Source organism: Kitasatospora sp. NRRL B-11411 (assembly GCF_000721345.1).
GTDB classification, from domain to species: domain Bacteria; phylum Actinomycetota; class Actinomycetes; order Streptomycetales; family Streptomycetaceae; genus Kitasatospora; species Kitasatospora cineracea.
Genome location: NZ_JOGH01000013.1, coordinates 87,353 through 113,487, shown reverse-complemented (window position 1 = coordinate 113,487; position 26,135 = coordinate 87,353). Strand labels below are relative to the sequence as shown.

Annotated in this window: 28 protein-coding genes; 20 read left to right on the top strand and 8 right to left on the bottom strand. The window is 72.2% G+C overall.

Annotation, left to right across the window (positions count from 1 at the left end; genetic code table 11):
- The first annotated feature begins 68 nt into the window (after positions 1–68).
- From rfbB to IH44_RS0109340, 4 genes are read left to right on the top strand one after another with little or no spacing between them, the layout of a single operon-like run.
- Positions 69–1,055, top strand: coding sequence for a dTDP-glucose 4,6-dehydratase (rfbB, locus tag IH44_RS0109355; protein WP_030458976.1), 987 nt, complete (start codon positions 69–71; stop codon positions 1,053–1,055).
- A gap of 5 nt (positions 1,056–1,060) precedes the next feature.
- Entirely contained in the window at positions 1,061–2,086 is a 1,026-nt protein-coding gene (locus tag IH44_RS0109350) for an ATP-grasp domain-containing protein (protein ID WP_051816707.1), read from the top strand.
- Positions 2,083–3,231, top strand: coding sequence for a DegT/DnrJ/EryC1/StrS aminotransferase family protein (locus IH44_RS0109345; protein WP_030458974.1), 1,149 nt, complete (start codon positions 2,083–2,085; stop codon positions 3,229–3,231). The genes IH44_RS0109350 and IH44_RS0109345 overlap by 4 nt, the downstream gene beginning before the upstream one ends.
- Positions 3,228–3,662 carry a low molecular weight protein-tyrosine-phosphatase gene (locus IH44_RS0109340; protein WP_030458973.1) on the top strand — a complete coding sequence of 145 codons (435 nt, stop codon included), beginning with the start codon at positions 3,228–3,230 and terminating at the stop codon, positions 3,660–3,662. The genes IH44_RS0109345 and IH44_RS0109340 overlap by 4 nt, the downstream gene beginning before the upstream one ends.
- A 63-nt stretch (positions 3,663–3,725) precedes the next feature.
- Here IH44_RS0109340 and IH44_RS0109335 read toward each other — a convergent pair whose 3' ends face one another.
- Positions 3,726–4,898 carry a glycosyltransferase gene (locus IH44_RS0109335; RefSeq protein WP_030458972.1) on the bottom strand — a complete coding sequence of 391 codons (1,173 nt, stop codon included), beginning with the start codon at positions 4,896–4,898 and terminating at the stop codon, positions 3,726–3,728.
- Between the two features lie 154 nt (positions 4,899–5,052).
- Here IH44_RS0109335 and IH44_RS0109330 point away from each other — a divergent pair, with 154 nt between their 5' ends.
- Together IH44_RS0109330 and IH44_RS0109325 are read left to right on the top strand one after the other, a co-directional pair.
- Positions 5,053–5,988, top strand: a complete 936-nt coding sequence (locus tag IH44_RS0109330; protein ID WP_030458971.1) for a phosphotransferase family protein — start codon at positions 5,053–5,055, stop codon at positions 5,986–5,988.
- 235 nt (positions 5,989–6,223) lie between these two features.
- Positions 6,224–7,132, top strand: coding sequence for a hypothetical protein (locus tag IH44_RS0109325; RefSeq protein WP_030458970.1), 909 nt, complete (start codon positions 6,224–6,226; stop codon positions 7,130–7,132).
- A 131-nt stretch (positions 7,133–7,263) separates the two neighbouring features.
- On the opposite strand, the gene IH44_RS0109320 is transcribed toward IH44_RS0109325, so the two are convergent.
- The 4 genes from IH44_RS0109320 to IH44_RS0109305 all read right to left on the bottom strand — a co-directional run bounded on the left by IH44_RS0109320 (position 7,264) and on the right by IH44_RS0109305 (position 11,080).
- A complete protein-coding gene (locus IH44_RS0109320) occupies positions 7,264–8,445 on the bottom strand; it encodes a cytochrome P450 (protein WP_030458969.1) in 1,182 nt (393 codons plus the stop codon).
- Positions 8,446–8,454: 9 nt separating this feature from the next.
- The gene (locus IH44_RS0109315) at positions 8,455–9,708 is read right to left on the bottom strand and encodes an MAB_1171c family putative transporter (protein WP_157852230.1); all 1,254 of its coding nucleotides are present in this window, start codon (positions 9,706–9,708) and stop codon (positions 8,455–8,457) included.
- A gap of 18 nt (positions 9,709–9,726) precedes the next feature.
- On the bottom strand, positions 9,727–10,215 hold the full coding sequence (locus tag IH44_RS0109310) for an ImmA/IrrE family metallo-endopeptidase (RefSeq protein ID WP_051816705.1): 489 nt from the start codon (positions 10,213–10,215) through the stop codon (positions 9,727–9,729).
- Between the two features lie 445 nt (positions 10,216–10,660).
- Positions 10,661–11,080, bottom strand: a complete 420-nt coding sequence (locus IH44_RS0109305; RefSeq protein WP_030458966.1) for a helix-turn-helix transcriptional regulator — start codon at positions 11,078–11,080, stop codon at positions 10,661–10,663.
- Positions 11,081–11,451: 371 nt separating this feature from the next.
- On the opposite strand from IH44_RS0109305, the gene IH44_RS0109300 reads away from it, so the two are divergent.
- The 9 genes from IH44_RS0109300 (at position 11,452) to IH44_RS0109255 (ending at position 19,278) form a co-directional block, all read left to right on the top strand.
- Entirely contained in the window at positions 11,452–11,790 is a 339-nt protein-coding gene (locus IH44_RS0109300) for a hypothetical protein (protein WP_030458965.1), read from the top strand.
- 244 nt (positions 11,791–12,034) lie between these two features.
- Positions 12,035–13,405 (top strand): helix-turn-helix domain-containing protein, encoded by a 1,371-nt coding sequence (locus IH44_RS0109295; RefSeq protein WP_157852228.1) that lies wholly within the window; start codon positions 12,035–12,037, stop codon positions 13,403–13,405.
- Complete coding sequence (locus IH44_RS42565; protein ID WP_051816703.1) at positions 13,402–14,076, top strand: DciA family protein; 675 nt, start codon at positions 13,402–13,404, stop codon at positions 14,074–14,076. The genes IH44_RS0109295 and IH44_RS42565 overlap by 4 nt, the downstream gene beginning before the upstream one ends.
- A gap of 94 nt (positions 14,077–14,170) precedes the next feature.
- Positions 14,171–14,701 (top strand): WhiB family transcriptional regulator, encoded by a 531-nt coding sequence (locus IH44_RS42560; RefSeq protein WP_051816702.1) that lies wholly within the window; start codon positions 14,171–14,173, stop codon positions 14,699–14,701.
- The gene (locus IH44_RS47815; RefSeq protein ID WP_051816701.1) at positions 14,698–15,504 is read left to right on the top strand and encodes a DUF2637 domain-containing protein; all 807 of its coding nucleotides are present in this window, start codon (positions 14,698–14,700) and stop codon (positions 15,502–15,504) included. The genes IH44_RS42560 and IH44_RS47815 overlap by 4 nt, the downstream gene beginning before the upstream one ends.
- A 244-nt stretch (positions 15,505–15,748) precedes the next feature.
- On the top strand, positions 15,749–15,973 hold the full coding sequence (locus IH44_RS0109270; RefSeq protein WP_030458960.1) for a hypothetical protein: 225 nt from the start codon (positions 15,749–15,751) through the stop codon (positions 15,971–15,973).
- Positions 15,960–16,673: a hypothetical protein gene (locus tag IH44_RS47810; RefSeq protein WP_232794877.1), complete on the top strand. Its 714-nt coding sequence runs from the start codon at positions 15,960–15,962 to the stop codon at positions 16,671–16,673. Before IH44_RS0109270 ends, IH44_RS47810 begins: the two co-directional genes overlap by 14 nt.
- Positions 16,654–18,393 (top strand): mobilization protein, encoded by a 1,740-nt coding sequence (locus IH44_RS0109260; protein ID WP_232794876.1) that lies wholly within the window; start codon positions 16,654–16,656, stop codon positions 18,391–18,393. Before IH44_RS47810 ends, IH44_RS0109260 begins: the two co-directional genes overlap by 20 nt.
- 240 nt (positions 18,394–18,633) lie before the next feature.
- Positions 18,634–19,278, top strand: coding sequence for a hypothetical protein (locus IH44_RS0109255; protein ID WP_030458957.1), 645 nt, complete (start codon positions 18,634–18,636; stop codon positions 19,276–19,278).
- A 111-nt stretch (positions 19,279–19,389) separates the two neighbouring features.
- Here the strand turns inward: IH44_RS0109255 and IH44_RS46360 are convergent, their stop codons facing one another.
- The gene (locus IH44_RS46360; RefSeq protein ID WP_157852226.1) at positions 19,390–19,533 is read right to left on the bottom strand and encodes a hypothetical protein; all 144 of its coding nucleotides are present in this window, start codon (positions 19,531–19,533) and stop codon (positions 19,390–19,392) included.
- Positions 19,530–19,727, bottom strand: coding sequence for a hypothetical protein (locus tag IH44_RS0109245; RefSeq protein ID WP_030458956.1), 198 nt, complete (start codon positions 19,725–19,727; stop codon positions 19,530–19,532). Before IH44_RS0109245 ends, IH44_RS46360 begins: the two co-directional genes overlap by 4 nt.
- Before the next feature lie 242 nt (positions 19,728–19,969).
- Here IH44_RS0109245 and IH44_RS0109240 point away from each other — a divergent pair, with 242 nt between their 5' ends.
- The 4 genes from IH44_RS0109240 to IH44_RS42550 all read left to right on the top strand — a co-directional run bounded on the left by IH44_RS0109240 (position 19,970) and on the right by IH44_RS42550 (position 24,876).
- On the top strand, positions 19,970–21,289 hold the full coding sequence (locus tag IH44_RS0109240) for an MFS transporter (RefSeq protein ID WP_051816699.1): 1,320 nt from the start codon (positions 19,970–19,972) through the stop codon (positions 21,287–21,289).
- Between the two features lie 39 nt (positions 21,290–21,328).
- The gene (locus IH44_RS40815) at positions 21,329–22,456 is read left to right on the top strand and encodes a GNAT family N-acetyltransferase (RefSeq protein WP_035954472.1); all 1,128 of its coding nucleotides are present in this window, start codon (positions 21,329–21,331) and stop codon (positions 22,454–22,456) included.
- A gap of 44 nt (positions 22,457–22,500) precedes the next feature.
- Entirely contained in the window at positions 22,501–23,769 is a 1,269-nt protein-coding gene (locus IH44_RS0109230) for an acetyl-CoA carboxylase biotin carboxylase subunit family protein (protein ID WP_063759572.1), read from the top strand.
- 117 nt (positions 23,770–23,886) lie between these two features.
- Positions 23,887–24,876, top strand: a complete 990-nt coding sequence (locus IH44_RS42550; RefSeq protein WP_051816698.1) for a hypothetical protein — start codon at positions 23,887–23,889, stop codon at positions 24,874–24,876.
- Positions 24,877–25,000: 124 nt separating this feature from the next.
- Here the strand turns inward: IH44_RS42550 and IH44_RS46355 are convergent, their stop codons facing one another.
- Positions 25,001–25,531, bottom strand: coding sequence for a hypothetical protein (locus tag IH44_RS46355; RefSeq protein ID WP_157852224.1), 531 nt, complete (start codon positions 25,529–25,531; stop codon positions 25,001–25,003).
- A gap of 169 nt (positions 25,532–25,700) precedes the next feature.
- On the opposite strand from IH44_RS46355, the gene IH44_RS0109215 reads away from it, so the two are divergent.
- Positions 25,701–26,102, top strand: coding sequence for a hypothetical protein (locus IH44_RS0109215; RefSeq protein ID WP_232794875.1), 402 nt, complete (start codon positions 25,701–25,703; stop codon positions 26,100–26,102).
- Positions 26,103–26,135: the final 33 nt, after the last annotated feature.

Here is a 26,135-nt window from a genome sequence, read left to right as displayed (position 1 = left end):
GACCGACCGGCCTGCCGAGCAGCCGCGGCCCCAGACCAACTCCGTTGTACGAGAGGGGATGGATCTCGATGAAAGTTCTTGTCACCGGCGGAGCCGGTTTCATCGGCTCGCATTTCGTGGACCGCCTGCTCCGCCGGGACGACGTGGAGCACGTGACGGTGCTCGACGCGCTCACCTACGCGGGCAACCTCGCCAACCTGGAACTCGCCCGCGGCTCGGGCCGCTGCGAGTTCGTGCACGGGAACATCCTCGACGCCCACCTGGTCGGGCAGCTGGTGGGCCGCCACGAGGCCGTGGTGAACTTCGCGGCGGAGTCGCACGTCGACCGTTCGCTCCTGGACGCCGGACGGTTCATCGCCACCAACGTGGCCGGCACCCACACGCTCCTGGAGGCCGCACGCCGGGCCGGGGTGTGCCGGTTCGTCCATGTCTCCACCGACGAGGTGTACGGGTCGCTGGAGACCGGGGCTGCGACCGAGCTGTGGCCGCTCGCGCCGAGCATCCCCTACGCGGCCTCCAAGGCAGCCGGCGACCTGGTCGCCCGCTCCTTCTTCGAGACGTACGGCGTGCCGGTGTGCATCACCCGCTCGTCCAACAACTACGGGCCCCGCCAGTACCCGGAGAAGGTGATCCCCAGGTTCGTCAGCAGCCTGCTTCAGGGCCGGGCGGTGACCGTACACGGCGACGGCGGGCACCAGCGCAACTGGCTGCACGTCGAGGACAACTGCGCCGGCATCGAACTCGTCCTCGACCAGGGCGTGCCAGGCGAGGTCTACAACATCGGCGGCGGCCACGACCTCACGACCAACCAGCTCGCCACCCTGCTGCTCGGGATCCTCGGTGCGGACCGCTCCATGCTGCAGCACGTGCCCGACCGCACCGCCAACGACCGCCGGTACGCGATGGACTGGTCGAAGATCGCCCACCTTGGCTACCAGCCCACCCACGACCTCGAACCCGGCCTGGCCGCGACGGTCGCCTGGTATCGCGCCAACCCGGCCTTCTGGCAGCACACCGCCCCGCTCGCCGCCGACCTCGCCCCGGCCGGGTTGTGACCGCGATGACCTCCACCGACACCACGGCGGCGGGCACGGGCGAGGGACGGCGGATCGTCGTCACCGGCGTCGGCGCCAACCCCGGCTTCGACCTCGCCCGCAGCCTCCAGAACCTGGGCCACCACGTCATCGCCACGGACGCCCAGCCCCTCGCCCCCGGCCTGCTCCTGCCCGACGTCACCGCCCGCGTCACCCCGCGCGCCGACGACCCCCGATACAGCGCGGCCCTGCTGCAGCTGTGCCGGAACACCGACGCCGACGCCCTGATCGTCGGCATCGAACCCGACCTGCCGCCCGTCCTGCGCGCCCGCCGCGCCTTGGCCGCAGCCGGCGTCCGCGTGTGGCTGCCCACCGCCGAGGCGGTGCACTCCTGCCTCGACAAGGCAGCCTTCCACCGCGTGCTGACCGACTGCGAGGTGCCGACACCGCGCAGCTGGCTGCCCGACCAACTCGACCAGATCCCCGACGGGACCGAACTGGTGGTCAAGCCGCGCGGCGGCCACGGCGCGCAACACGTCCACTTCCCCGCCACCGCGGAGCAGGCACGGGTGCTGTGCGAGCTGGTCCCCGACCCGCTCGTCCAGGAGCGTGTCCACGGCGAGGAGTTCACCGCGGACTGCCTCGTCGACCGGGCCGGCCGCGCTTCGCTGGTGCTGCGCCGGCGCAGCCTGGTGAAGGCCGGCCTCGCAGCCGTCGCGGTCACCTTCCACGACGAGCGGGTGGCCGAGCAGGTCCGCCGCACCCTGGCGGCCGTCGGCGCGGCAGGACTCAGCTGCGTACAGGGCTTCATCACCGACCGAGGCCCGGCGCCGGTGGTCATCACCGAGGTCAACGTCCGGGTGGCCGGCGGGTTCGCGCTCGCCGAGGCCGCCGGCGCCGACCTGATCGGCCAGGCCGTCAACGGCCTGTTCGGCCAAGCCGTCGACCACGACCGCCTCGCCTACCGGGACGACGTGTTCCTCACCAAGTACACCGAGACGCTGACCGCCGGCGACGCCTCCACCCTCCGAGCCCTCCAGGAGCAGCAGTGACCCTCGCCACCACCACCCCCGCCCGGCCCGGCGTCGAGCGCAACGCCACCCCCTACCTGTACGGCCCCGAGCTCGGGGCGATCGCCGAGGTCCTGGCGAGCGGCCAGTACGGGCACAGCGACGTCACCGAGACGTTCGAGCAGCAGGTCGCCGACTTCCTCGGCGTGCGGGAGGTGGTGGCGGTCTCCTCCGGGACCGCGGCCCTGCACGCCGCGCTGGTCGCCGCCGGCGTCGGCGCGGGCGACGAGGTACTGGTGCCGTCGATGACGTTCTGCGCCTCCGTGCAGGCGATCCTCTCCGCCGGGGCCGAGCCCCGGTTCGTGGACGTCGACCAGGCCACGATGTGCACCACCCCCGACCTGCTGCGCCAGGCACTGACCGAGCGCACCAGCGCGGTGATGCCCGTGCTGTTCGGCGGCCGGGCCGTCGACCTCACCCCGATCGCCGACCTGCTCGACCAGCGCGGGATCGCCGTCGTGGAGGACGCCGCCCACGCCTTCGGCTCCCACGACCGCGACGGCCACAAGGTCGGGGCGAGCGGGTACCTGACCTGCTTCTCCTTCGGGCCGATCAAGAACCTCACCTGCGGCCAGGGCGGCGCGGTCGTCCCCCGCAGCCCCGAGGAGGCCGACCGGCTGCGCACCCTGCGGCTGCTCGGCATGGTGGAATCCGCCGCCGACCGCGCCGCCTCCACCACCTACCAGGTCACCGCCGCCGGGTTCCGCTACCCGCTGTCCGCCCTGAACGCAGCGATCGGCACCGCGCAGCTCGCCCACTTCGAGGAGGCCGCCACCGTGCGCCGCGGACTGTGGCGCACCTACCGCGACGCGCTGGCCGGCCTGCCCGGCGTCGAGCTGGTCGACGTCGACGTCGAGCGCTCCGTCCCGCACCTGTGCGTCGTCACGGTCCCCGACCGCGACCGCGTCTGGGCCGAGATGCGCGACGCGGGCATCGGCGTCGGCGTCCACTACCCGCCCAACCACCTCCAGCCCGCCTTCAGCCGCTGGACCCGGTCGCTGCCGGCCACCGAACAGCTCGCCGGGCGCATCCTCACCCTGCCGTTCCACCAGCACCTCACCGAGGATGACGTCCACCGCACCGTCGCCGCGCTGCGCGAGGCCCTGACCACCGGAGACACCCGATGACCGCCCCTGCCGCGCCCCGGCGCATCCTCGTCGTCTGCCTCGGCAACTACTGCCGCAGCCCGCTGGGCGGTCGCATCCTCGCCGACCTCGGCGGCGACGCGGTCGAGGTCCGCTCCGCCGGACTGATCGACAAGTGGGACCAGGCCCACCCCGAGATGACCGCCGCCGCCTCCGCCCTCGGCTACGACCTCGCCGACCACCGGCCCCAGCAGGTCACCCGCGAGCTGATCAACTGGGCCGACCTCGTCCTCGCCATGGACCACTCCGTCCTGGAACAGCTCCGCGGCATCGCCAGCCCCGACACCACCGCCGAGATCCGCCTCTACCTCGACCACGACCGCGACGTCCCCGACCCGATGGGCCGCCCCGCCGCCGAGTTCACGGCCTGCGCCCTGCTCATCGAAGCGGGAGCCGCACACCACCTGCACTGACCGCACACCCGACGGCCCCGGTGCCCGCCTCGCTCAACGGGCGGGCACCCGGGCCGTTCGGGTTCAGCGGCCGGCAGCGTCGAGCACCACGTCGACCAGGCGCCGGGCCGCGTCCGGGCGGCCGTGCTCGCGGGAGCGGGCCGCCATTGCGCCGCGCCGTGCGGGGTCGGCGAGCAGCGGGGCCAGCGCTTCCCGCAGGGCGTCCGCCGTGACGTCGCCGACTAGGGCGACGGCCGCGCCGGCCTCCTGGAGGTGGACGGCGTTGTGGGCCTGCTCGTTGCCCGCCGAGGTGGGCAGCGGGATGAACACCGCAGCCTTACCGAGCGCGGTCAGCTCCGCGAGCGTCCCGGCGCCGCTACGGCTGACCACCACGTCCGCCAGCGCCAGCACGTCCGGCAACTCCGCCCCCATGTAGCCGGTCAACAGGTAGCGAGCCCCCAGGTGCGGTGGCAGCGTCTCCGCGACCCCGCGCAGCGCCGCCTCGTTGGCGGGGCCGCACTGGTGGATCACGTTGGCGTGCTCCAGGAGCCACGGCAGGACCTCCGCCACCAGGGTGTTGATCTGCACCGAGCCCTGCGCGCCGCCGGTGACGTACACCGTCGGCAGCGACCGGTCGAAGCCATGCAGGCCCAGGGCGGTGACCGCCTTGTCGGCCTGCCCGTTCAGCACCGCGGGGCGCACCGGGTTCCCGGTTACCACGGCGGTGCTGCGCGCGGACTCCGGCAGCAGCGGCAGGGTGGACTCCGAGGAGACGGCGACCCGGGTCGCCGCGCGGGCCAGGACCTTGTTCGCCAGCCCGAGCCGCACCGTCTGCTCATGCACCACCAGCGGCACCCCGCACGAGCGCGCCGCCAGCCCGACCGGCACCGCCACGTACCCACCGGTGGCCAGCACCACGTCCGGCGCGAACTCCGTGATCAGTGACCGGGCCTGCACCGCGCCCAGCGGCACCCGGCCCATGTCCCGCACGTTCGCTGGGGAGATCATCTTGATCGGGTTGGAGGAGCGTCGGACCTTGCCGGTGGCGACCGGCTCGAACCGGATGCCCTCCGCCGGGGCGACCCGAGCCTCCAGGCCGGCGGCGGTGCCGATCCACAGCACCTCCGCGGTCCGGCCGCGCTCGGCCAGCCGCTCCTGCAGCGCCCGCACGGCAGTCAGCGCCGGGTAGGTGTGCCCGCCCGTGCCGCCGCCAGTCACGATCAGCCGCAGCGGTCTGTCCTGCCCGTTGAGCCCCATACCCGTCTCCCATCGACCGTGGCACCTGTTCTCTGAAGACCCCTCAGCCTACGGTGGAACGGACACTGTCCGTCGCGGCTCGGTTCCAAGGCGTACTCCCCGTAAGTCCCGAGAAGCCCACCGTCGTTAACGCCGCCATCACCCGGAGCACGCCGTGATCACCCGCCGAGACGCCAACAGCATCACCGCCGATGCCGAGAACGCCCTCCTCGAAGCCTGCGGACTCACCCCCGGCGACCTGATCGCCGCCGGCACCGAGGCCCGTGTCTACGCCCTCAGCCACGCCCAGGTCCTCAAGGTCTACGCCGACCCCGACCAGCTCGGTGCGCTGGAGACCATCGCCGACCTCTACCGGCGCTTCGACCGCGCCAGCGTCCCCTTCGCCCTGCCCGAGATCCACAGCATCGAGCAGCACGGCCCCCTGCTGGCCGTCACCGAGACCCGCCTGCCCGGCGCCCCGATGGGCGACGCCCTCGACCTCACCGACCCGGCCACCGAAGACACCTACCTCGGTGCCGTCCGCGACTTCACCGGCCTTCGCCTGACCACCCCGCTCGACCGGCGCATGCTCCTCGACCCCGACCCGGCCCACCAGGGCGAGGACTGGCATGCCTTCCTGCGCCGCCTCCTCGCGCAGAAGCTCCCCAAGGTCCTCGCCGACCTTCGCCGAGACGTCCCGGCCGTCGACCACATCACCGACCGGCTCACGGCGCGGCTCGCCCGCCCCTACACCGGGCCCGAGGGCGTCATCCACGGCGACCTCTACCCGGACAACATCCTCGTCGCCGACGACAAGGTCTCCGGCGTCATCGACCTCGGCACCTTCACCCTGCTCGGAGACCCGCTCTACGACCTCGCGGGGGCCTGCGCCTTCTACCGGATGTACGACCCGGACCGCGTCGAGGTCCGCAACCGGCTGCTGGCCGCCGCCGCCCAAGACCTCTCCGCCGACCGGCGCGGTGACCTCGCCGACTACCTGCACACGATCGCCCTGCTCAGCTGCGACCTCTACCCCGAGCAGAACACGGACATCCGCGACACCGGCCACTACCAGTGGGCCGCCGACGTCCTCAACACCGCCACGAATTAGAGGTACTGACGGAAGACGGGCTGCCGCGTGCGCCCACGTCGACACCGCTGGTGGCAGATACAGGGCAGGGCGTTATACACGCTTTCGTCCGGTGTGATCAAGGTCGCTCGGTGTCGGCTTCACTTGCGGACGGTTCGCGGCTATGGTCCGTCGTCCCTTCGGTCGGGGCAGGCCCGGCCAAGGAACGAGGAGGCCCTCCCTGCGTATCCACCGCAGCCCCCACCCGTCGAACTTCGTGATCATCCCGAACGCTCTGGCGCAGAACCGCGCCATCTCCTACACCGCCAAGGGTCTGTTCGTCGATCTGATCTCGCGGCCGGAGGAGTGGCGTGAGACCTGTCGGCAGATGGCGGACTCCAGTCCGCAGGGCCGGAAGACGGTGGAGGACGCGCTCGACGAGCTTCGGGCGTGGGGGTACTACCGGGTGGACGTGGTGCGGCTGCCGAACGGCCGCCTCCGCTCCGAGGCGCATCTCTTCGACGTCCCGCAGCGGCCGATGCTGCCGGGTGCCGACATACCGGCGTCCGGTGGACCGGAGTGCGGTGATCCTGACGCCCTTCTTGGAAAGTACCTGGTGAAAGAACCCTCCCTCCCTGTCGCCGAGGTGCCGCAGACGGAGGAGCCGCCCGGATCGCGGCCCGAGGAGGAGAAGGGAGGGCGGGGGGACGAACCCGACTCCCGAACGACCGCCTACGGTGGGCAGGAGGCCGACGAGGAGACTCGGGCGGCGGCTGCGGTCCTCCTGCGGGCAGTCCGGCCCGAGCGCAGACTGCCGCTCGGGCAGGCCGAAGCGGCGGCCCTCGCACCGCTGGTGCGGGCGTGGCTGGACCGGGGAGGCTCGGAAGAAGGGCTGCGCGAGGCGCTGCTGGCCGGACTGCCCGGCGTGATCTACTCGCCGGCCAAGGTGGTGCAGAGCCGTCTCGAGCGCAAGATGCCGCCGTCGCAGTGCCTGGACGCGCCGCCGCGCCGACGCCTCGCCGAGTGCGAGGAGTGCCGGGATCCGCTGCCGAAGCCGGGCCTGTGCCCGGCGTGCTCGGGAACTCGCCGCCAGAGCGGTCCGGACGAGGCGCGGGCGCGGACGACGGCCAGAGGGCTGGCCAAGGTCCGGGCGGCGATGGCCACCGGGACGGCCGAGGCCGCGTAGGGCCCGCTGTCGGGCGCGTGGGCAGACCAGCGACCCTGCTTGACCTGGGCTAACGCTTGCGACCGGTGTGAGCCCGGTGTGACCCGTGTGCGGGGGCGAGGAGGAAGCCCCACCCCCGCACACGCCGGCACCTAGACGTGCACCGGCAGGGAGACCAGACCGCGGACCAGCCGGGACTGCCGCCAGACGAGCTGGTCGGCCGGGACGGCCAGCCGAAGGCCGGGGGAGTGCGCCAGCAGGACGGAGAGCACGATCTCGACCTCCGCGCTGGCCAGCGGTGCACCCAGGCACCGGTGGATCCCGTGGCCGAAGGCCAGGTGGCTGCCCGCGTTCGCGCGGCCGAGGTCAAGCCGGTCGGGGTCGGGGAACTTCGCCGGGTCGCGGTTGGCCGCGCCCGGGCACACGAAGACCGGGCTGCCGGCGGGCACGGTGGCCTCGGCGAGTTCGACATCCTCGGGTGCCCATCGCCACGTGGCGATGCTGACCGGGGAGTCGTACCGCAGCAGCTCGTCGACGGCGTCGGCGATGCAGTGCGGGCTGGTGCGCAGGTGCTCCAGTTCGGCGGGGTGCTGGAGCAGCGCCAGCACGGAGTTGCCGATCGCCGCGGTGGTGGTCTCGTGGCCGGCGACCAGGAGCAGCACGGCGAGCGAGAGCAGCTCGTCCTCGCTGAGCCGGTCCTCGTCCTGGTCGTGGACCGAGATCAGGTCGGAGAGCAGCGAGCGGTCCGGGTGGGCGCGCTTGGCTTCGATCAGCCCGGCCATGTATCCGGCCAGGGCGTGGGAGGCCGCGTCGATCCGCTGGTGGTCGCCGGTGGCGAACAGGTCGGTTGACCAGGCCCTGATCGAGTCCCTGTCGGTCGTCGGTACGCCGAGGAGCTGGCAGATGACGGTGACCGGCAGCGGGCCGGCCAGTTCCTCGACGAGGTCGAGCTCGGTGCCGCTCTCCCAGTTCCCGACCAGCTGCTCGGCGAGGGCGCGGATGTACGGGCGCAGCCCGTCCACCCTGGCCGGGGTGAACGCCTTCGTCACCAGTCGGCGCAGCCGGGTGTGTTCGGGCGGGTCGACGGTGAGCATGGTGCGGGCGATGGCAGGGTGGAGCGACCGTCCCGAGGGCCTGTCCGCGAAGTAGGCGCCGGCGTCCTTGGACAGCGGTGCGGTGAACGCCTTCCGGGCCTCGTCGTAGCCGGTGACGACGGCCGAGGTGGAGGTCCCGCCGTCCAGCGACACCTGCAGGATCGGGGAGGAGGTCCGCAAGGCGGTGTAGGTGGGGTAGCGGTCGGCGTAGAACGCCGGGTCGGTGAAGGGCGATGCCATGGTCGGTCCCTAGGCCGCAGTCGCAGTGGGCGCCGCTTGCCGCTGGACGGCCACGGCGGTGCGGACGATGTCGGAGGTCGCGTACTGCTGGGAGACCGAGCGTAGCCACAGGGCCTCGGCGCGGAGGTCTCCCGCGCGGGCGGACTCGCCGGTGGCCTGGCGGGTGGGAGCCTGCTGGGGCCGGGCGCCGCTGCGGGCCGCCTCGATCGCCGCGGCGACGACGGCCGCCTCGATGATCGCCGCACCGGTCGGGGTGCCATCCTGGCCGCGGCGGGCGACGGCGTCGGTGGCCAGCCGTTCGATCGCGGGTGAGCGGTAGGGGTCAAGGTCGAGGATGCCGTCGCAGACCTCCACCACTCGGCGGTGCAGGACGACGTCCGGGTCGGTCTCGATGACGACGGCGCGCAGGACGACCTGCGGGCGCACCGCGGTCAGGTCCGTCCACAGCGGCAGAAGGTCCTGGGCGGTCTTGCGCTCCCACCGTCGGCGCAGCATCTTGGCGGCCGGCCACAGGAGGGCCGGGACGGTGAGGCCGGCGGTGATCAGCAGCACGCCGACCAGGGGCGCGGTGAACGAGAACGCGCAGCGGTACGGGGTGACGAGGCTGGTGCAGCGGGGGCCGCCCGGGAAGAGCTCGACGCCGGCGATCGAGGCTCCGGCGTTGACCACCTTGTAGGCCAGGTAGAGCAGGACGAAGAAGCAGCCGATCGCGGCGGCACGAAGTCCGGCACGGTGGACCCGCCAGGGCGACTGGCTGCTGCGGCGCCAGGTCTGGGCGAGGCAGTCGTAGGTGGCGTGGCCCATGACCAGCACGTAGGCGAGGGTGTAGACGTGCAGGAGCGCAGGGGCCTGGCCCCAGTGGGTGTTCGTGAACTCGCTGCTCCAACGGCGGTCTGCGGGGACCGCGAAGAAGGAGGCCGTCATCACGGTGACCGCCGCGGCCAGGACGGCGAGTCGGGGCCGGAGCCGTCTGCGGGCCTCGGTCTTCTCGTGGTTGAGGGCCATGAGCCAGGAGACGACGCTGACGCTCGCGACGAGCATCAGCACGTTGCTGACCAACTTCGCGAGGTCGCGGGTGACGCCGTCCGCCGCGTCCTGCACGCCGGGGTGGAATCCCACGATGGCAACTGCCCAGGCGAGCAGCATCGTGATGGTGCTGCCGGAATGCGCCGGCCGGGCCTGGCCGTTCCGGCGCGGGCGGATCCAGAACAGGGCGGCTGCCACAAGGAGGGCAGGGAGTCCGAGCGTAATGAGGCGGATCATGGGTGGTTGTTCTTTCGGTCAGGTGAACATCGCGTTCCACCGCTCGTCGGCGGCGGTGGGGCGCTGTGCGGGCATCACGGTCGCGCGATACATCCGCTGGATGAGGAGGGAGGCCATCAGCTCGGCCTCCTGCTCGTCCTTCGACTCGTAGGACGTGCGGGCGGAAACGCCGAGGATGGACCAGTCGGTCATGTCGGCCAATTCCTCGTCCGATGGAATATCGGCGAGCCTGATCGAGCCCGGGTGGCCGCAGAGGATGTGGCCGAGTTCATGGGCGATGATCTGGATTCGGTGAAGCGGTGACGCGGTTATCTCATAAGAGATGACCTCGCGGTCCGAATACCTCTCTCGGAGACCGCAGGCGAAATTCCCCTTCATGTCGCGTGGTTCTACGACGATGGGGCGGCCGATCAGCGTGGAGACTGCCTGGACCAGCTCTTCCTCGGTGAAACGGTGAGGCAGTAGGGGGAAGAGGGCGCTGAGGCGGTCCTCGCAGGCCGCATACACAATCCCCTCCTAAAACGATCTTGAAGGCCGATCTGCACTCATGGCGACGGCCTGCACCGTGGTCGTGACGGGGACGATCGTAGGCATACGGTGAAGATCGTTTGTGTTAATGATCTTCGCCTGGCCAAAGGACGGCACGGCGGGCCGCCCGGCTTTTGTTTCAGGTCGTAACAGAACGTACCCGCGTGCATCGTGCAACCTGTTGGCATGCGCGAGTTCTCGGGGCTGGCATAGGTGACGGCGCGTTAGTTCATTACCGAAAGTGAGTCCGCGTGCCCACGTCAAATGGCCCCGTGATCTGTGTCTCAATTCTCCCGCGTGACACTGGTCGGCCCGCATTTCGTGGGTGCCGTGGCGGAGATATGGAAATGCGCACGGACTCGGCGGTCGAGTCTATGCGCATAGATTCCGTTGAAAAGTGAAGCGCCCGGAGGGCGCGTGGGTTTCAGGAGGCGCTCGGCGCCTCGGGGAGGCCCTGGGACTTGCGCGCGACGGTGATCATGTCCGCGACCAGCTTGCGGTTCTCCGGGGTCAGGTCCCTGCTGCGCAGGGCGATCGACTCGATGCCGGCGTCTCGCATGGCGTTGTGGAGGTCGCGGTCGATCAGGACCTCGGCCAGCGGCTTGTCGGTCACCCAGATGTCGGGCGGCACGTCGAAGAACTTCGCGACCGCGACCAGGGTGTTGATCTTGGGGTTGTCGTTCCCGCCCCCCTTCATGCCCTTGAGCGTGCTCTCGCTGATGCCCGTGCCCGCGGAGATCTCGGGGATCGAGTAGGGCCCCCGCCCCTCGGGGTGGCGGTGCTCCAGCAGGTAGTTGAAGGTCGCGGCGATCCGCGCCACGCCCTCTCTCGCGGCCTCGGTCATCGGTGCTCCTCCGTGTCAGATCGTCCCACGCAGACACTTTAGTGCCCGATGGTGCCCGGATGCACATCTCGATCGACAGTTAACTATCCCCATGGCCGACTTTTTGGTGTACGTTGATCGCACCCGACGGACAGTTAACTGTCGATTGCCTGGTCAGGGGGTGTGTTTGGCCCTGTGGCGCAGTGATCGGCGAGGGGGGAACGAGCGGCAGATCGCTGCGCGGGCCCGCGTCCACGGGCCGTCCTCGGCGGGCCTCCGGGAGATTCCAGCTCCCTGATGCCACCCGCCGAGGCCGCGGAACACGTCCGAAGCAGCCGGCCAGCCTGTTTCCACCACGCGGCCGATCTGCTCCACCTGCCCAGGAGTCTCCCATGCCCACCTACACGGGTACAGTCGGGTCGCCCTCGCGACCGGACATCACCGAGATCGCCACCGCCCCGGCCTCCTTCGTCGAGATCCTCGCCAGCCTCCTCGACCCCGACGCCGCCGTCGTGCGCCTGGACACCGGATCGGCCGGCTACCCCCGCACCGCCGGCGTATTCGACGCCCAGGGCCGGGCCGTGCCCCAGCCGCTCGCCTACCGTCAGGCCGCAGCCCGCTGGATCGTCCAGTGCTTCCCCGGCCTCGACCCCCGCAATGTCCACGAGCTGGACCTCGCCACCGGGCGCCTGACCGCTGTGGCCGCCGACGCCACCCCGATGGCGGCCTGACCCCGCACCACCCCGAAGGCCCGACCGCCGCGACCACGAGGCACCACCTCCCCGACGTCGGGTGACCAGCCCTGCCCCGCTCCACGGGGCGAGGCCCTGCTGCCGCGCCCGAGCGCGGCGTCCCCTTCCGACCGGTGACGCGCCGTCGAAGCCTCTTCCGCCGCGCACCGAGTTCACCGCACCCGCCGCCGCACCCCGACCGCCCAGGGTGCCGGCCGCCGTGCCCAGCGAAACCAGGACTCCCGTGCCCAGTGCCCCCCTGCCCGCCTGCGCCCCCGAAGCGCAGCCCCCGGGGACGACGACAGGCGGCCCCGGCCTGCATGTCCCCGACCCCGCCCAGTGGATATCCACCACCACCGGCCGGATCGCGCCGGACACCTACACGTGGATGCAGGCCGTCCACTGGGTCTCCGACACCCAGGCCCACGCCCCGGCCCGCTCCCACGGCCCGAGATTCGGCCGCACTACGATCCGCATCGCCCAGCTGCTCGCCCAGCTCACCCCATGCAGACCCGGCATCGGGTACCTCGTACGGATGCTCAAGTTGAGCGAGCGCACCGTGCAGTACCACCTGTCCATCCTCCGCGAGTCCGGCCTGCTCAGCTACACCGCCAAGGGCAGCCGTGTGCGCCAGGTGGGCGGCAGGGCAAGCGAGTTCGTCCGCACCATCCCCGCGAAGTTCGACGAGGCGATCGGCCTGCGGACCACCGAGTCCGAGTCCTTCATCCGCAAGGTTGTCGGTGTCGGCACCGACGAGGGCCGCCGCGCCCTCGCCCAGCTGGGCAAGAAGGCCACCCGAACAGTCCGACGGACCAAGCGGCGCACCACCAGGAAGGCCAGTACCCCTTCCTCCTCGACCTCCCCCCGTTGCACCCCAATGGGGGTCGGTGCTGTCACGTCTTCTCCTGCAGCACCTACCAACAATCCCTCTGAGAACGACTTCGGAAACGGGAACGACCAGCAGCACCAGGGAGAACGAAAGCGCCGTCGGCAGCTGAACCGGGTCGGTCGCCGCCACCAGCTCGGCCTCGAACTCGTCCGCCAGGTCACCTGGCTCAGCGGCAGCCCCGTCCCGCGGGTCGCCTGGGCCGTGCGCCACCTCGCGGACGCCGGGTGGACCGCCCACCAGGTCATCGCCGTACTCGCCCAGCGGACCCCGGCCACCCGGATCCACCGCCCGGTCGGCTTCCTCACCGCCCGCCTGGCCGGAGCCGAGCTGCTGTACGACACCGAGGCCAAGCGCGAGGCGATCGTCGCCTGGTGGCGCGACTCCCCGCAGGCCACCCGGGACCGCCACACCGAGTGGGCCGGCACCTGGCAGGCGCCGCGCAGCACCGCGGTCCGCACCCTCGTCCAGGGCGCCTGGGCGAGAGCACGGGAGACCTTCCGCCAGCCGCTGGCCGTCCTCGACGACCAGCCCACCAACGAGGAACACCGCGAAGCCCGCACCACGGCGTGGCGCCAATACCTCAGCGGCAGACCCTCCCTGGTCACCTCCGCCCTGGCCATCGCCGGCCGCGAGCAGGCCGAGCAGATCTACGGCCGCGACCTCGTCGAGCGCGTCCTGCGCCTCCGCTCCACCACCAGCCACCTCCGAACGGGAACAGCACGATGAGCGACAACCAGCCCGCCACCGGGATCGACCTCGCCCGCCTCGCCCTGCGCCGCGCCCGCGCCGACGCCGCCAAGCGCTCCAGCAGCGTGGTGAAGGCCAAGGCCGCCGGGGGACCGACCGCGCCCAGGCGAGGCCGGGCCGATCCGGTGGGCCTCGGCGCGGCCCTGTCCGACCTGATGGTCCAGCACGCCTGGCAGGAGCCACTGGCCGGCGGCGGAGTGCTCGACCTGTGGCCGGCCGCCGTCGGCGACCTCGCCAACCACGTCACCGCGGTGACCTTCGACCACCAGACGGGCCGACTCGACGTCCGCGCCGACTCCCCGGCCTACGCGACGCACGTCCGCACCCTCGCCCCGGCCCTCGTCGCAACACTCAACCAGGCCAACGGAGAAACGATCCTGCGCAGCATCCGAGTCCTGGGCAGCCACCGAGCCCCCGCCGCAACGGAAGCGCGACCGGCCACCCGCAACGACGCCCCCGCGCCGGAAGCCAAGATCAAGACCCGGGAGGACGCCTCGCCCGGCTACCTGCGGGCCCTGGCCCAGCTGCAGGCCAGCCGCCCCAGCGCACCTGCGGACTCCAGGACGACCCCGGCGGTCGACCGGCGGATCAGATCGCTGGCCAGAGGTCCGGAGACGGCGCCCCGTCTCTCCGGCCCTCGCCCGCGCTAGCCACCGGCTGGTCGGCGCGACCACCCCCAGTCGCGCCGACCAGCCCCTCGAACCTCCGCACCCTGCCTGCGGACCCACCCGGAGACCCAACCCCGTGTCCACCATTACCTCGATCGCCACCCGCCGCCGCGACAACACCTGGGTTCAGCGCGCCGCCTGCGCAGGCACCGCCGCCCCGGACTGCTTTTACCCCCTGCCCGACCAGGCCGAGGAGACCGAGGCCGCCAAGGCCCTGTGCGCCGGCTGCCCGGTCAGCGAGGAGTGCCTCACCGAAGCGCTGGAGACCAACGACCGCTACGGGATCCGTGGCGGACTCGTCGAGAGCGAGCGGATCGTGCTGCACCGTCTCGGCAAGGTGCGCTGGGAAGAGGAACGAGTCGTCGCCGCGCTCAACGGCCGCCCGGTCAGCCTCTCCCCGCAAGAGAAGCACAGCGTCTCGGTTGTCGCCGCCATCCTCGACCTCGACCCGCGGATCTGGGCACCGGTGCTCGGCATCGGCCGCAAGCGGGCGCTCACTCGACTGCGCGAAGCCCGCGCCCAGCTCGAGAAGCAGCCCTTCCTCCTTCGGCGCGAGCAGCGCATCGCCGCCGCGTTCAGCCCAGAGGCCGCGGCGGTGGCGGCGTGAGCAAGAGCGGCAACATGCCGAACAGCATGTCCCCATGGGACAAGACCGCGATCGGCGTCATGGGCGCGGTCGGCGGAACCCTGAGCTATGACGCACTGCAGCAGATGGCCGTCGCCATGCACGTCCGCCCCGAACTGAGCTACCTCTTCCCAGTCGCCATCGACGGGTTCATCGCATACGGCGTCAGGGCGCTGGTCGTGCTGAAGGAGGCCCCGCTTCGCGCCCGTGCTTACACCTGGACCCTGTTCGGCGCTTCCACGGCCACCAGCGTCTGGGCCAACTGGACCCACGCCGTCCGCCTGAACGAGACGACGACCGGCCAGGGATTCCACCTGACCAACACCGCGGTCGGCGCGCTTAGCACCATCGCCCCGCTGGTCCTCGGCGGCGCCACCCACCTGTACATCGTCATGTCGCGACACACCTCTTCCGCCGCGCACGCCAGCGAGCCGGCCGGCGCGGAGACCGAGGGAAGGGGGGCAGCAGCAACCGGCCAGAGCGACCGCGACGAGCCGACCACGGCCCGGTCCTGGTGGCGAAGCCGTCTCCGCCGCACCCGCCCTGAAGCTGAGGAACTCGATCACGCTCCGGCCCTCACCGAACAACCGCACCTTCGCCTGATCAGCAGTCCGTCCGGTCCGGTCCCCGCGTCGGGCTCGTCCGGTCCGCTCCCGCGTCGGGTCCGTCCGGTCCGGCTCCCGCGTCGGGTCCGTCCGGTCCGGCTCCCGCGTCGGGCTCGTCCGGTCCGGTCCCCGCGTCGGGTCCGTCCGGTCCGGCTCCGACGACCGGACGGGCGCGGGTGAGGCTGGAGGAGCTGGTGCCTGTCGCCCGAAAGGCCGCCGCTCGGGCCGGCCGGACCAACCGAGAGGTCGTGGCCGCCGGCCTCCGCGAGGAGGGCTACTCCATCAGCAACGAGCGCATGGGAAAGCTGCTCCGGATGATCGAGGACACCAAACCTCCGCCGACCTCGCCCGGCTCCGCGCGCCCGCCGCAATCCGTCGCACCGCACTCCCGCCCCACGCCCAACTCCCTCCCGAGGAAACGTCCATGACCCGCACCACCATGCCGAAGACCACCCCCGATGCTCTGATGCGCCTCCTCCTGGAGCAGCGCCTCGTCCGCACCGCCACCGCCGCCAACGACGGAAGCTGGCTCGTCCGCCGCACCGCACACGGACCCAAGGTCGTCCTCGAAGGCCCGATCGAGGTCATGGACTACGGGCTCGGCGTGCTCCTCGACGCCAAGCTCGAACTGGAGGATGCCGCCGCCTGATCTGGCCAAAGTGCTTGCCGCGTACCGCAGTTCGGTGCCTGACCGCTTGGCCCCTACGGCGCAGCAAGCTATCGCGAAAGCCGGGCATACGCCCGTTTTTCGCACTTGCCCTCGCCCCCAGGGGGCGAGGGAGACCGAGGACGAGTCGAGCGGGGGCGCTCGACTCGTCCTCGGTCTCCCGGCACCAGGGGGTGCCGGGAGGAAGAAGGAGGAGGAGAAGATCGAGCCGCTGACCGACGCCGTCGAACCGCCCACCGCCGAACCGACCGCCGAACCGACCGCCGACGCGCTGCCCGCGCGCCGCCCGCGCCGCCGCCATCGCGACCCCCAGAGCCGCACGTGCAAGCTGACCGTGCGTCTGAACACTGAAGAGAAAGCCGAGATCGACACCGCCGCCGCTGCCCGCGCCGTCACCGTCGGCCGCTTCGTCGCGACCAGCGCCATCAGCGCCGCCCGCGGAACACCCGCTGACCGCGACCCCCAAGACCGCCTCGACCACGCCGTCGACGAACTCGCAGCCTCCCGCGCGCAGCTCGCCCGCGTCGGCAACAACCTGAACCAGCTGGTCTTCGGCCTCAATGCCGCCGGCTACGTCGAGCCGGCGGCGCTGGCCCCGACGCTCGGAGCCGTCCGTACCGCGGTCGCTGCGGTCGACGCTGCTGCCGCACAGTTGGTCGCCGGTGGTCCGGTTGGTCCCTGACATCAGCCGCGGCAGCAAGACCTACGGCCTGTTGGCCTACCTGTACGGCCCCGGCAAGCACGACGAACACTTCGACCCGCACCTGGTGGCCTCCTTCGACGGGTTCGCGCCCGACCCGGGCCGCGACCCCGCTGCCAGCCTGAAGCAGTTGGAGCAGGTCCTGGACCTGCGGGTCAACCAGCTCGGACCGCGGCGGCCGAAGAAGCACGTCTGGCACTGCCCCGTCAGCGCCGACCCCGAGGACCGGCTGCTCTCCGACGAGGAGTGGGCCGAGGTCGCCCGCCGGGTCGTCGCCGCCGCCGGCATCGCCGACCCTGGCGACCCGGACGGATGCCGCTGGATCGCGGTCCGCCACGACCCGCGCCACATCCACATCATGGCCACCGTCGTACGCGGCGACGGGCGCCAGGCCCGCCTCCACGGCGACGCCCAGCGCGCCCAGGACGAGTGCCGGCAGATCGAGAAGGACTTCGGCCTCAAGCAGCTCAACCCAGGCGACAAGACCGCCGCCAAGCGCCCGACCAGCGCGGAAACCCACAAAGCCGAGCGGCTCGGACGACCGGAACCCGTGCGCCTCCAGCTCCGGGACCAGGTGCGCCGCGCCGTCGCGGGCTGCCAGACCGAAGCCGAGTTCTTCGACCGCCTCGCCGCCGCCGGCCTGCTGGTGCAACGGCGCATCGGACCCTCCGGAGACACCCTGGGGTACTCGGTCGCGGACCCTGACGACCGCAACGGGAAGGGCGACCCGGTCTACTTCCCCGGTTCCAAACTGGCCCCCGACCTCTCCCTCCCGCGCATCCGCAAGCGGCTGAGCGGCGGCGTCCGGGCCGCCGGGGCGAGCACCGCCGAGCAGGGAGACCCGGCCACCGGCAAGGCCCGTGTGCCCGGCTCCAAGGCCGCCCGCGCCCGCCGAGCCGCCGCAGCCGCGGTCGACGACGCCACCCAGACCATCGAAGAAGGGAACGAAGAGGACGCGGCAGCGCAGCTGGTCGGCGCGATCGAGATCATCGACGTCTTGGCCGTCCGCGCCCCGGCCGACACCAGGGCCCAACTCCTCGCTGCAGCAAGGGCATTCGAGCGAGCGTCACGCTCCCACGTGCGCGCCGAGCGGGCCGACAACCGGGCGGTGCGAGCAGCTGCCCGCGAGATGCTCAGCAGCGGCTACGCCGGGAACCGGGGGGAGGACGGCGGCGTGACCGCCATGCTGCTTTCCGCACTGATCCTGCTGGCCATCGCCTCCGCCCGGTGGCACTCCGCCCGCTCGCACGCCCAGCAGGCTGCCGCCGCCAGCGCCGCCGCCGAGCAACTGCGAGCGGCGTACGCCACGGTGGCCGCCCGCCCGATGGCTGCCATGGCCGCTAGGGGACGCTCCCTGCCTTCGTCGGTTCGCGAACGCCAGGACGCGGTGATCCGGGCGAAACTGCCCGACGTGGGCACCGGCGAGCACGGCGGGAGCGACTGGGACGCGCTCGCCGCCACCCTGGCCGAGGCAGAGGCGGCCGGCCACGATCCGGCCGCGCTTCTGGAGAAGGCCCGGAACCGCCGTGAGCTGGACACCGCGGATTCCGTCACCGCCGTCATGGTCTGGCGGGTCCGACGGATCGCGAAGCTGTCGGCCGCACCCTCGGCCCAGCCCGAGGCCGGCGTCCGAACCAGGAGCGAAGGACCGGCGGCTCCGGCACCGGCACCCGGGCGTCAGGCCCGCAACAGCCGGCGCTGACCCCACCGGGCCGCCCCTCCCGCAGACCCGCGCGAGGGACGGCCCGGGGCGGCCCTGGCGGAGATCTGCCGGGGCCGCAGCGGCCGAGCCGCAGCCGCTCGCTCAGCTGCCGCGCGAGGGGCCCGGACAGCTCCAGCCATTGCCGCACCGCGCTGGTCTGCCACGTGGGGCAGCCGGTGGTGCCATCCGGCCAGTAGCCTGCTGCCGACGCTTCGTCATCGAGCCGGGGAGGCTGCTGCAGTGTGGGATCCCGATGCTGAACTGCAAGACGCCGCGGAACAGTACGCCGTCAACCACGACGGCAGGCACCCGTACACGGACGCCTGGCCCTGGGCGGTGGCCATCGTGGGCTGGTACCGCAGCCCGCAGCGGCCTGCCCAGACCAGCCGGGCAGAGGTCGTCCTGGACGAGGACGACTGGGCACTGGTCGAGGCAGGGGTAGCCGAAGCGCTCCGTCTACAGATGCGGAGCCGTCCGATCGGCGACATCCCCACTGACCTGCTGGCCGACGAGCTGCTGATCTGGGCCAAGATCGGCCGCGACTTCCCCGCACCCGGGGAGACTGGCTGGCCCGCTCCCACTGGCCCCTACATCGACCGATGGGAGGCGCTCGCGGACTGCCTGACCGCCATGAACCCGGAGCGAGGCCAACGGGTACTTCGCGCGGTGACCACCGTGCTCAAGGAACTGTCCGCCTTCTCGGCGGCACGGCCGTACGTTCGGTCCTACGGCGCCATGGCGGACTACCGGCTGGCCGCCACCGGGGTGATCGAGGTGACACTGGCGGAGGTCGCCCCCGCCCTCACCGCCGGAATCCCCATCCCGGTCCGCGACGTCGCCGCATACAACGAGGTGGCGGGCCTGGAGACGGTGGCCGCCTGCTGAAGCCAGCCCCCGGCCTACGACTACGCCGACTTCCGACGGCGCCGGGGCTATTGGGGTACAGCGGTTCACGCTGAAGCCGATCTTGTCGCGGTGACCCGGCCGATCGCCGGTTCAGCAGCAGAGATCGGAGTCGTCCTCGGGCTCCGCTTCCGGGTCGTCCTGGGCGGTCCAGGTGCCGAACGGGCCGGGCAGCCCGGCCTCCTCGGCTCCGAGTTGAGGGGCACCGCCCTTCGTGCGGTGCGGCCCCGGGATCACGAGAGCACCTGCTCAGCATCCATGGCGAGGCGCTGGGCGATCAGCCGCTCGCGCAGCTCGGTCTGTTCGGCGGTGATCGGATCGTCCGGGCGGCGAATCCGCACGGGCGTCGGCCGCAGGGGCAGGCTACTGCCGGCCTCGGCCGCCGCAGCGGCTTTCTCGGCCTTGGCGGGCGCCCGGTCGTCGCTGGTCACAGCCAGCAGGGTACCTGCTGAGCCAGGCCGACGGCCTCCGCCGGGCACCGTATCGAGTGATCGCTGAGGCGTCGGCGGCGTTTCACCGAACCGTGTCGATCGCCTGGCCGGGCTCATTACCACATGATCGGCGCGATGCGTCGGGCCGCGCGGCGCGGAGTCTTGGGGTCCGCCCGCCGACGGATGCCCAGACGCTTCGTCGGCGGGCGTACCACCGGCCCGTCGACGCCAGCAGGAGCAGCATGTCCGTCTTCCCGTTCACGGAGTCCGGCGACCGCGCCGAGCGTGCCCAGCGCCGCGCGCCGCAGGGCGACCGGGACTGGCTGCTGCGCTGCTACGTGCTGCGCGGCACCGACGCCCTCGCGGGTTCGGTGATCACCTACGCCGTGCCGCTGCTGGTCCTCACGCTCACCCACTCGGTGATGTGGACGGGAGCGGCGTTCCTGCTGGAGTGGCTGCCCAGGCTGGCCGCGATCGTGCTCGGCGGCCCGCTGGTGGACCGTCACAGCCCGCAGACCGCGGTCCTGGCGACCAGTCTGGCGCGCGGCGGGGCCGCCCTGCTCACCCTGGTGGGGATGAGCCTGGGGCTCGGCGTGCCGATCGTGCTCGGCTTCGGCGTGGTGGCTGGGATGCTCGCCGAAGGCAGCTTCCTGGCCGTTGAGTCGCTCGGATCGGAGGCGAGCCGGCGAGCCGGGGCCCAGGCGCACCGGGTGCAGTCGCGATTCACCGCCATCGACCAGAGCGCCGCCCTGCTGGGTCCGCTGATCGGCGGCGCCCTGCTGCTCGCCGGGCCGGCGCTCCTGTTGGCCACCGTGACGGTCCTGTCCGCCGTCACCATCACCATGGCGCTGGTGATGCGCACCCCGCGCGTGCGCCTGCGGCTGGTCGCCGAGCAGCACCGTGAGCGGGCCCGCGACGCCCTGGCCGGCGGCCTGAACGGCGTGCTCCGCACCCCGGCCCTCGCCTGGCTGGTCGCCACGCTCGCCGCCGCGAACCTGCTGTCCGGCCTCCTGCAGGTGTCCACCCCGATCACCGTGACCCGGGACCTGCACCACAGCACCGCCGCCACCGGCCTGGTGTGGAGCGTCGCGGCGGGCACCTCCTTGCTGGCCGTCCTCGCCGCGAGGCCGGCCATCGACAGGTTCGGCCTGTTCCCGGTGATCCTCACCTCCTCCCTCGTCACCTGCACGGCCGCCGCCGCTGCCGCCATCGCCCCGACCCTGGTCACCTACACCGCGGCGGTGGCCACCCTGATGGCCGCCGAGGGCGCCGCGACGGTCGCCCTGCGCACCGCCCGCGCCCGCCTGATTCCGGCCCGGCGCTTCGGCGCGACGCTGTCGGTCTGCGTCCTGCTCGTCCTGGCCCCGCTCCCGATGGCCGGCCTGCTGGTCGCCGTCATCCCCGCCAGCGGGGTGCGCGCCCTGCTGTTCGCCGGCGCGCTCGCCGCCACCATCGCCACCGCCTTCTGCCTGACCGGCCTCCACCGGCACCGCCACACCTACGAACACCCGGCCGCCGCGCCCGCCACCCAGGACGAGGCCGCCCAGGCAGAAGCCGCCTGATCCGCCCCCTGCCTCCAACCCCTCGGAGACCGCCACCGCATGACCCTGCCCCGCACCGACGTACCCCAGGTCACCACCCGCTGGTACGAGCACCCCGACTACGCCCCGGCCGACACCCGGCGGGCACCGCACCCCTCCCGCACCCGGGCCTGGGCGAGCGCCTGGTCAGCGCAGACCAGCGAGCGGATCCTGGATCACCACCACCTCCACCTGACCGACCCCGCCACCGGCGAGGCCGAGACCGTCTCCTTCTTTCTCACCGACGCGGACGGCTCCCCGTACTGGACGAGCCAGGAGACCGACGCCGACATCCCCCCGCTGTGGCCCGGCCGAGTTCTGTACGCCGGGAGCCCGCACGCCGAGTACGGCGGAGCCGGCACCGCGACCGCCGCGATGGCCACCGCCACCGTACGGGCCGGCCGCGACCTCGCCGCCCGGCTCGGCGCGAGCGCCCTCGTCCACCCCGGCCTCGACCAGGACCAGGCCGAGCGGCTGACCGGTGCCGCCCGCGCCGTCGGGGCGGGCACGGTCCTGGACCTGGCCACCGATGTGGCCTGGACCCGCACCCTCGGACCGACCCTGGAGCAGTGGTGGCAGGGCATGCCCTCCCGCCAGCGCCGGGACATCCGCCGCCGCTGGCGCCGCGGCACCGAAGCCGGCCTCGTCCTCGACCCGCTCACCCCCGCCCGCGACATCCTGGACGCCGTCCCCGCCTTCGCCCCGCTGGCAGCCGGCACTGCCGACCGTCACGGGACCCGGCTGTACGGGGCCGATATGTTCGAGCAGCTGGTCACTGTCCCCGGCACCGTCCTGCTCGCCGCCCGCCATGACGGCCACCTCGTCGGCGGGATATACGGCTGGCTGTACGACGGCTGCCTCTACCTCTGGGCCTCCGGCCTCGACTACGACCACCCCCGCGCCCCGCTCGTCTACACCTGGCTGATGTGCGAGTCCGCCCGCTGGGCGATCGACCAGGGCGCGATCCTCATCGACGCCGGCCGCGCCAACCACTTGGCCAAGAGCCGCCTGGGCTACCGGCCGCGCGTTCTGCGCACCGTCGTCCACCTGATGGGCCACCAGCCCGCCACCGAACACGCGCTGCTTCGGCTCTCCCAGCGTCTCGGCGACCAGGCCGCCCCGCACCTGCCGACGGGGGCCCGCTGGTGAACCCCACCGTGCCCGCCGCACCGACCCGTACCGGAAGGACCAGCATGACCACCGCCAACGCCCCGACGAACGACACTCGCGACGAGGGGGTGCTCCTGGTCCTGGGCTCCGGGGACAGGGCCTACCGGTCGTACTGTCTCGCCTCCGCCGCCGCCCGCAGCCCCCTGGTCCTGGTGAATGCCACCGAGCCGACCTGGCAGCTGGATCACGTCCGCGACCACGAGGTGGCCTACCTCACCGACATGGAGGAGGTGCGCTGGGCGGTCGCCCGCCTCGCCGAGCGGCACGACATCAAGGGCGTGGTGACCTGGGACGAGTACGCGCTGGTGCCGGCCGCGCACGTCGCCGCCGACCTCGGCGTGCCCGGCCAGTCCTCGGCCACCGCCGCGGCCTGCCGCAACAAGTCCGCCTCGCGGGCGGTGTGGGCGTCGGAGGGCGTGCCGTCCGCCCAGTCGATCCGGGTGACCTCCCTGCTGACCGCCGCCCGCGCGGCCCGGCGCATCGGCTACCCCGTCGTCCTCAAGCCGGCCGCCCACGCGGGCAGCATCGGCGTGATCAAGGTGGAGACCCCCGACGGCCTGCCGGGCGCGTTCGCCTACGCCAGTGGCCGAGCCGAGGACCAGGGCGAGGAGGGCAGCGGCATCCTCGTCGAGGAGTACCTGGACGGCCCCGAGATCTCGGTGGAGTGCGTCACCGTGCAGGGCATCACCACCGCCGTCGCCGTCACCCGCAAGGAACTCGGAGCCGAACCGCACTTCGAGGAGGTCGGCCACGTCGTAGCCGCTGGCGACCCGCTGCTCGCCGAGGCCGGGCCGGTGGCCGAAGCGGCCCTGGACGCCCTCGGCATGAACTCCGGCGTCTCCCACGTCGAGATGCGCCTGACCGCCGCCGGCCCCCGGCTGATCGAGGTCAACGGGCGCATCGGCGGCGACCTGATCGGCCACCTGGTCCGGCTCGCCACCGGCGTCGACCTCGCCGCGGCGGCGGCCGACATCGCCCTCGGCCGCGAACCCGACCTGACCCCCACCCGTTCCGGTGCCGCCGGCGTCCGCTTCCTCTACCCGGACACCTCCGGAATCGTCCGCACCGCCCGCCCCCGCCCCGAACTGGGCAACCCCGCCTGGCTGGAACGCCTGGTGTGGGAACGCGGACCTGGCGAGCAGGTCCTCCTGCCCCCGGCCGGCGACCTCGGCACCGCACGCCTGGGGCACCTGGTGGTCACCGGCACCGACGCCGCCCAGGTCCACGAGCACCTCGCCCACGCCGAGGGCCTCCTCGACACCGCGGTCGACCCCGCCCCGGCCGACAGCTGACCCACCGAACCGACGGCGGGCCCGGCGCACTGCTCGCGCCGGGCCCGCCCGTGACCGTATCCGCTCGATCACACCGACGACAGCCCCAGGCCCGAGCCGACAACCGAGAACAGGACCGTGGACCTCCCCACCTACGCCACCGCCCTCGCCGCCCGCCTGCCCGGCACCTGGACGGCCGAACACCACCAGCACCTCGACGCGGACATGGCCGACATCATCTCGATGCTCACCCTCGGCCCCATCCGGCCGGGCGACTTCCGCAACGCCTCCATCCTCACCAACCCAGCCCGGCCGATCGGCCTCCTCGTCACCGAGGAGCAGCCCGCCACCGGGCACGGCTACGCGATCCGCTCGATCGCCCTGACCGACGGACACGCCTACACTCAACAGGCGGTCGCCGGCGAACAGCTCGAACTCGCCCTCCCCGCAGACCCGGAGACCGCAGCAGCCCACATCGAGCGCACCCTGCTGCCGTGCCACGAACAGCTCCAGGCTCGGCACCGGCTGGCCATCCTCGAAGAAGCCCTCCAGGGCGCCCAACGGGCACTCGACCACTGGGACTCGATCTCCGACGGCCTCTGCGACGACGACGGCTGGCCCCTCGACGAGCAGCTCTACGGCGACGGCAAGGTCCGCCGCGACGCCACCGCGCTCGCTCACCTCCAGCGAGTCCTGCCCCACGCCGATGCTCTCCTGCAAGACGGCCGCGCCGCCCACCGGCTCCTGCCGCCCGGGCAGGAAGCCGACCGGACCGGCTACTACTTGCGCACGCTGGCCAGCACCTTCGAGCGCGTCAACCGGATCCTCGACGAATGGAAGCCCGCCCTGCAGTGCCACAGCCGACCGGACGGGACACCGATCGAGCCCGGCCACACCGCCGCAGTCGAGGAACGCAACGCGGAGATCTGGTCGGACATCGACACCTGGATCACCACGGGGCCTGCCCTCGCCGCCCTCCTGCGCGGTGCTGCCGTCTCCACCGAGCCGGCCGGTCGCACCGCCGCTGCCGAGGCACGCTCGCCCCGGCTCCCCGCAGCGGCTTCCTCCCTCGTCGTCCAGGTTCTGCGCGCTGAACAGGCCGACCGGAACCGAGCACCCCGCAGGTGAAGGCCCGTACTCTGACGCGGTCGACCCCATCCTCGCGGGTTCCGGCGCGCGGTGGCGAGTTCTGCGGGCAGGGCATCGGATACTGCAAGCACCGGCCACGGCCGGCTGCGCTTAGGTCTGGCGGTCACCGAACTTGGAATGGCGCTAGAGCCTCCACGCTCACCAACCAGCGGACCTGTGACGCGCCGTCTCGCCGCATGAGCGTATTCAGCTCGGCAACCGGAACCCGGTACGCGGCGGTCGGTCGGCCCCTCATCTCGAAACGGACCATCCCGCCGGGCTCGTAGGCGTGATCAGTCTCGACATCCACGTCCTCCAGATGCACAAGGAGGATGTCGTCGACGAGGGCCTCGTCGTAGCTGCCTCGTTTTGGACCGCCGAACCCGAGCGTTCCCTCGCGGTGGAGCCAGGCCCGCTTCACGTCCACGCGGCGCCCGTTGCCGGAGGCATCCCAGTCCTTCTCGCTGGAATACCCACGCCAATATGCGTCGTCCGCATCAGCGCCCACCACCCCTGCGCCTGCGAGCTCGGCTAGCAGAGGTGTAGCCGCGCGGAGCCCGATCTGTGGTGACTGCCACTTCCAGCTTCCGCCGTACCAGTCCGTCGCAGGCCCGCAGTCCGGAGCCTCGGCTGATCTCTCGTGTCGCTCAGACATGCCGCCGATGCTGCCATCTCTTAGCAGTGATGCCCATCACAACAAGTGGGGGTCACGTCGGCGACGAATCGCCTCCGAGTCGCATCACGCATTGATAACAAACGGTCGTATCGGGAATAAATCCGACCTTGGCCCGGTTACACCCGGCACCTCTACGAAAGGGCTGCACTTGTCGGATTCGCCGAGACCTCACTACGACCACGGGCCCAACGACCCTACCGAGTCGGCTGATCTCCCGCCGCTCGACCACGAGTTCTCGATCCCCGACTTCCCCACCCTCTCCCAGGACAAGCCCGTGATCCGGGCGGTCCCGCACCACGACGAGCTGAACCCCCGCGGCACCGTGATCCTCTGCGGTGAGTGCAAGGCCGGCCGCGACTGGCTGCTGCTCAACACCCGTCGGCACGTCTTCGTTCGCTGCCGCTGCGGCCACGAGTGGCTCGAGGAGGACCTGACGGTCGAGTACTTCGAGCAGCACTACTCGACGCCGACCGCGGCCTGGGATGACTTCGAGACGGCCATGGCCTCGACCGGCTACGACGGTTCCTGGGCGGGGATGTACCTCAACTGAGCCGGCGGCCGTAGCCGCGGCCGGCGCTCGGAC

Excerpts from the sequence above, each read along its gene's own strand:
- IH44_RS0109305 (WP_030458966.1), bottom strand. The coding sequence starts at position 11,080 with ATGACCGAGGCCGCGAGAGAGGGCGTGGCGCGGATCGCCGCGACCTTC.
- IH44_RS0109350 (WP_051816707.1), top strand. The coding sequence starts at position 1,061 with ATGACCTCCACCGACACCACGGCGGCGGGCACGGGCGAGGGACGGCGG.
- IH44_RS0109315 (WP_157852230.1), bottom strand. The coding sequence starts at position 9,708 with ATGATCCGCCTCATTACGCTCGGACTCCCTGCCCTCCTTGTGGCAGCC.
- IH44_RS0109230 (WP_063759572.1), top strand. The coding sequence starts at position 22,501 with ATGACCACCGCCAACGCCCCGACGAACGACACTCGCGACGAGGGGGTG.
- IH44_RS0109300 (WP_030458965.1), top strand. The coding sequence starts at position 11,452 with ATGCCCACCTACACGGGTACAGTCGGGTCGCCCTCGCGACCGGACATC.
- IH44_RS42565 (WP_051816703.1), top strand. The coding sequence starts at position 13,402 with ATGAGCGACAACCAGCCCGCCACCGGGATCGACCTCGCCCGCCTCGCC.
- IH44_RS46355 (WP_157852224.1), bottom strand. The coding sequence starts at position 25,531 with ATGTCTGAGCGACACGAGAGATCAGCCGAGGCTCCGGACTGCGGGCCT.
- IH44_RS0109240 (WP_051816699.1), top strand. The coding sequence starts at position 19,970 with ATGTCCGTCTTCCCGTTCACGGAGTCCGGCGACCGCGCCGAGCGTGCC.
- IH44_RS47810 (WP_232794877.1), top strand. The coding sequence starts at position 15,960 with ATGCCGCCGCCTGATCTGGCCAAAGTGCTTGCCGCGTACCGCAGTTCG.
- IH44_RS0109270 (WP_030458960.1), top strand. The coding sequence starts at position 15,749 with ATGACCCGCACCACCATGCCGAAGACCACCCCCGATGCTCTGATGCGC.
- IH44_RS0109340 (WP_030458973.1), top strand. The coding sequence starts at position 3,228 with ATGACCGCCCCTGCCGCGCCCCGGCGCATCCTCGTCGTCTGCCTCGGC.
- IH44_RS40815 (WP_035954472.1), top strand. The coding sequence starts at position 21,329 with ATGACCCTGCCCCGCACCGACGTACCCCAGGTCACCACCCGCTGGTAC.
- rfbB (WP_030458976.1), top strand. The coding sequence starts at position 69 with ATGAAAGTTCTTGTCACCGGCGGAGCCGGTTTCATCGGCTCGCATTTC.
- IH44_RS0109320 (WP_030458969.1), bottom strand. The coding sequence starts at position 8,445 with ATGGCATCGCCCTTCACCGACCCGGCGTTCTACGCCGACCGCTACCCC.
- IH44_RS0109335 (WP_030458972.1), bottom strand. The coding sequence starts at position 4,898 with ATGGGGCTCAACGGGCAGGACAGACCGCTGCGGCTGATCGTGACTGGC.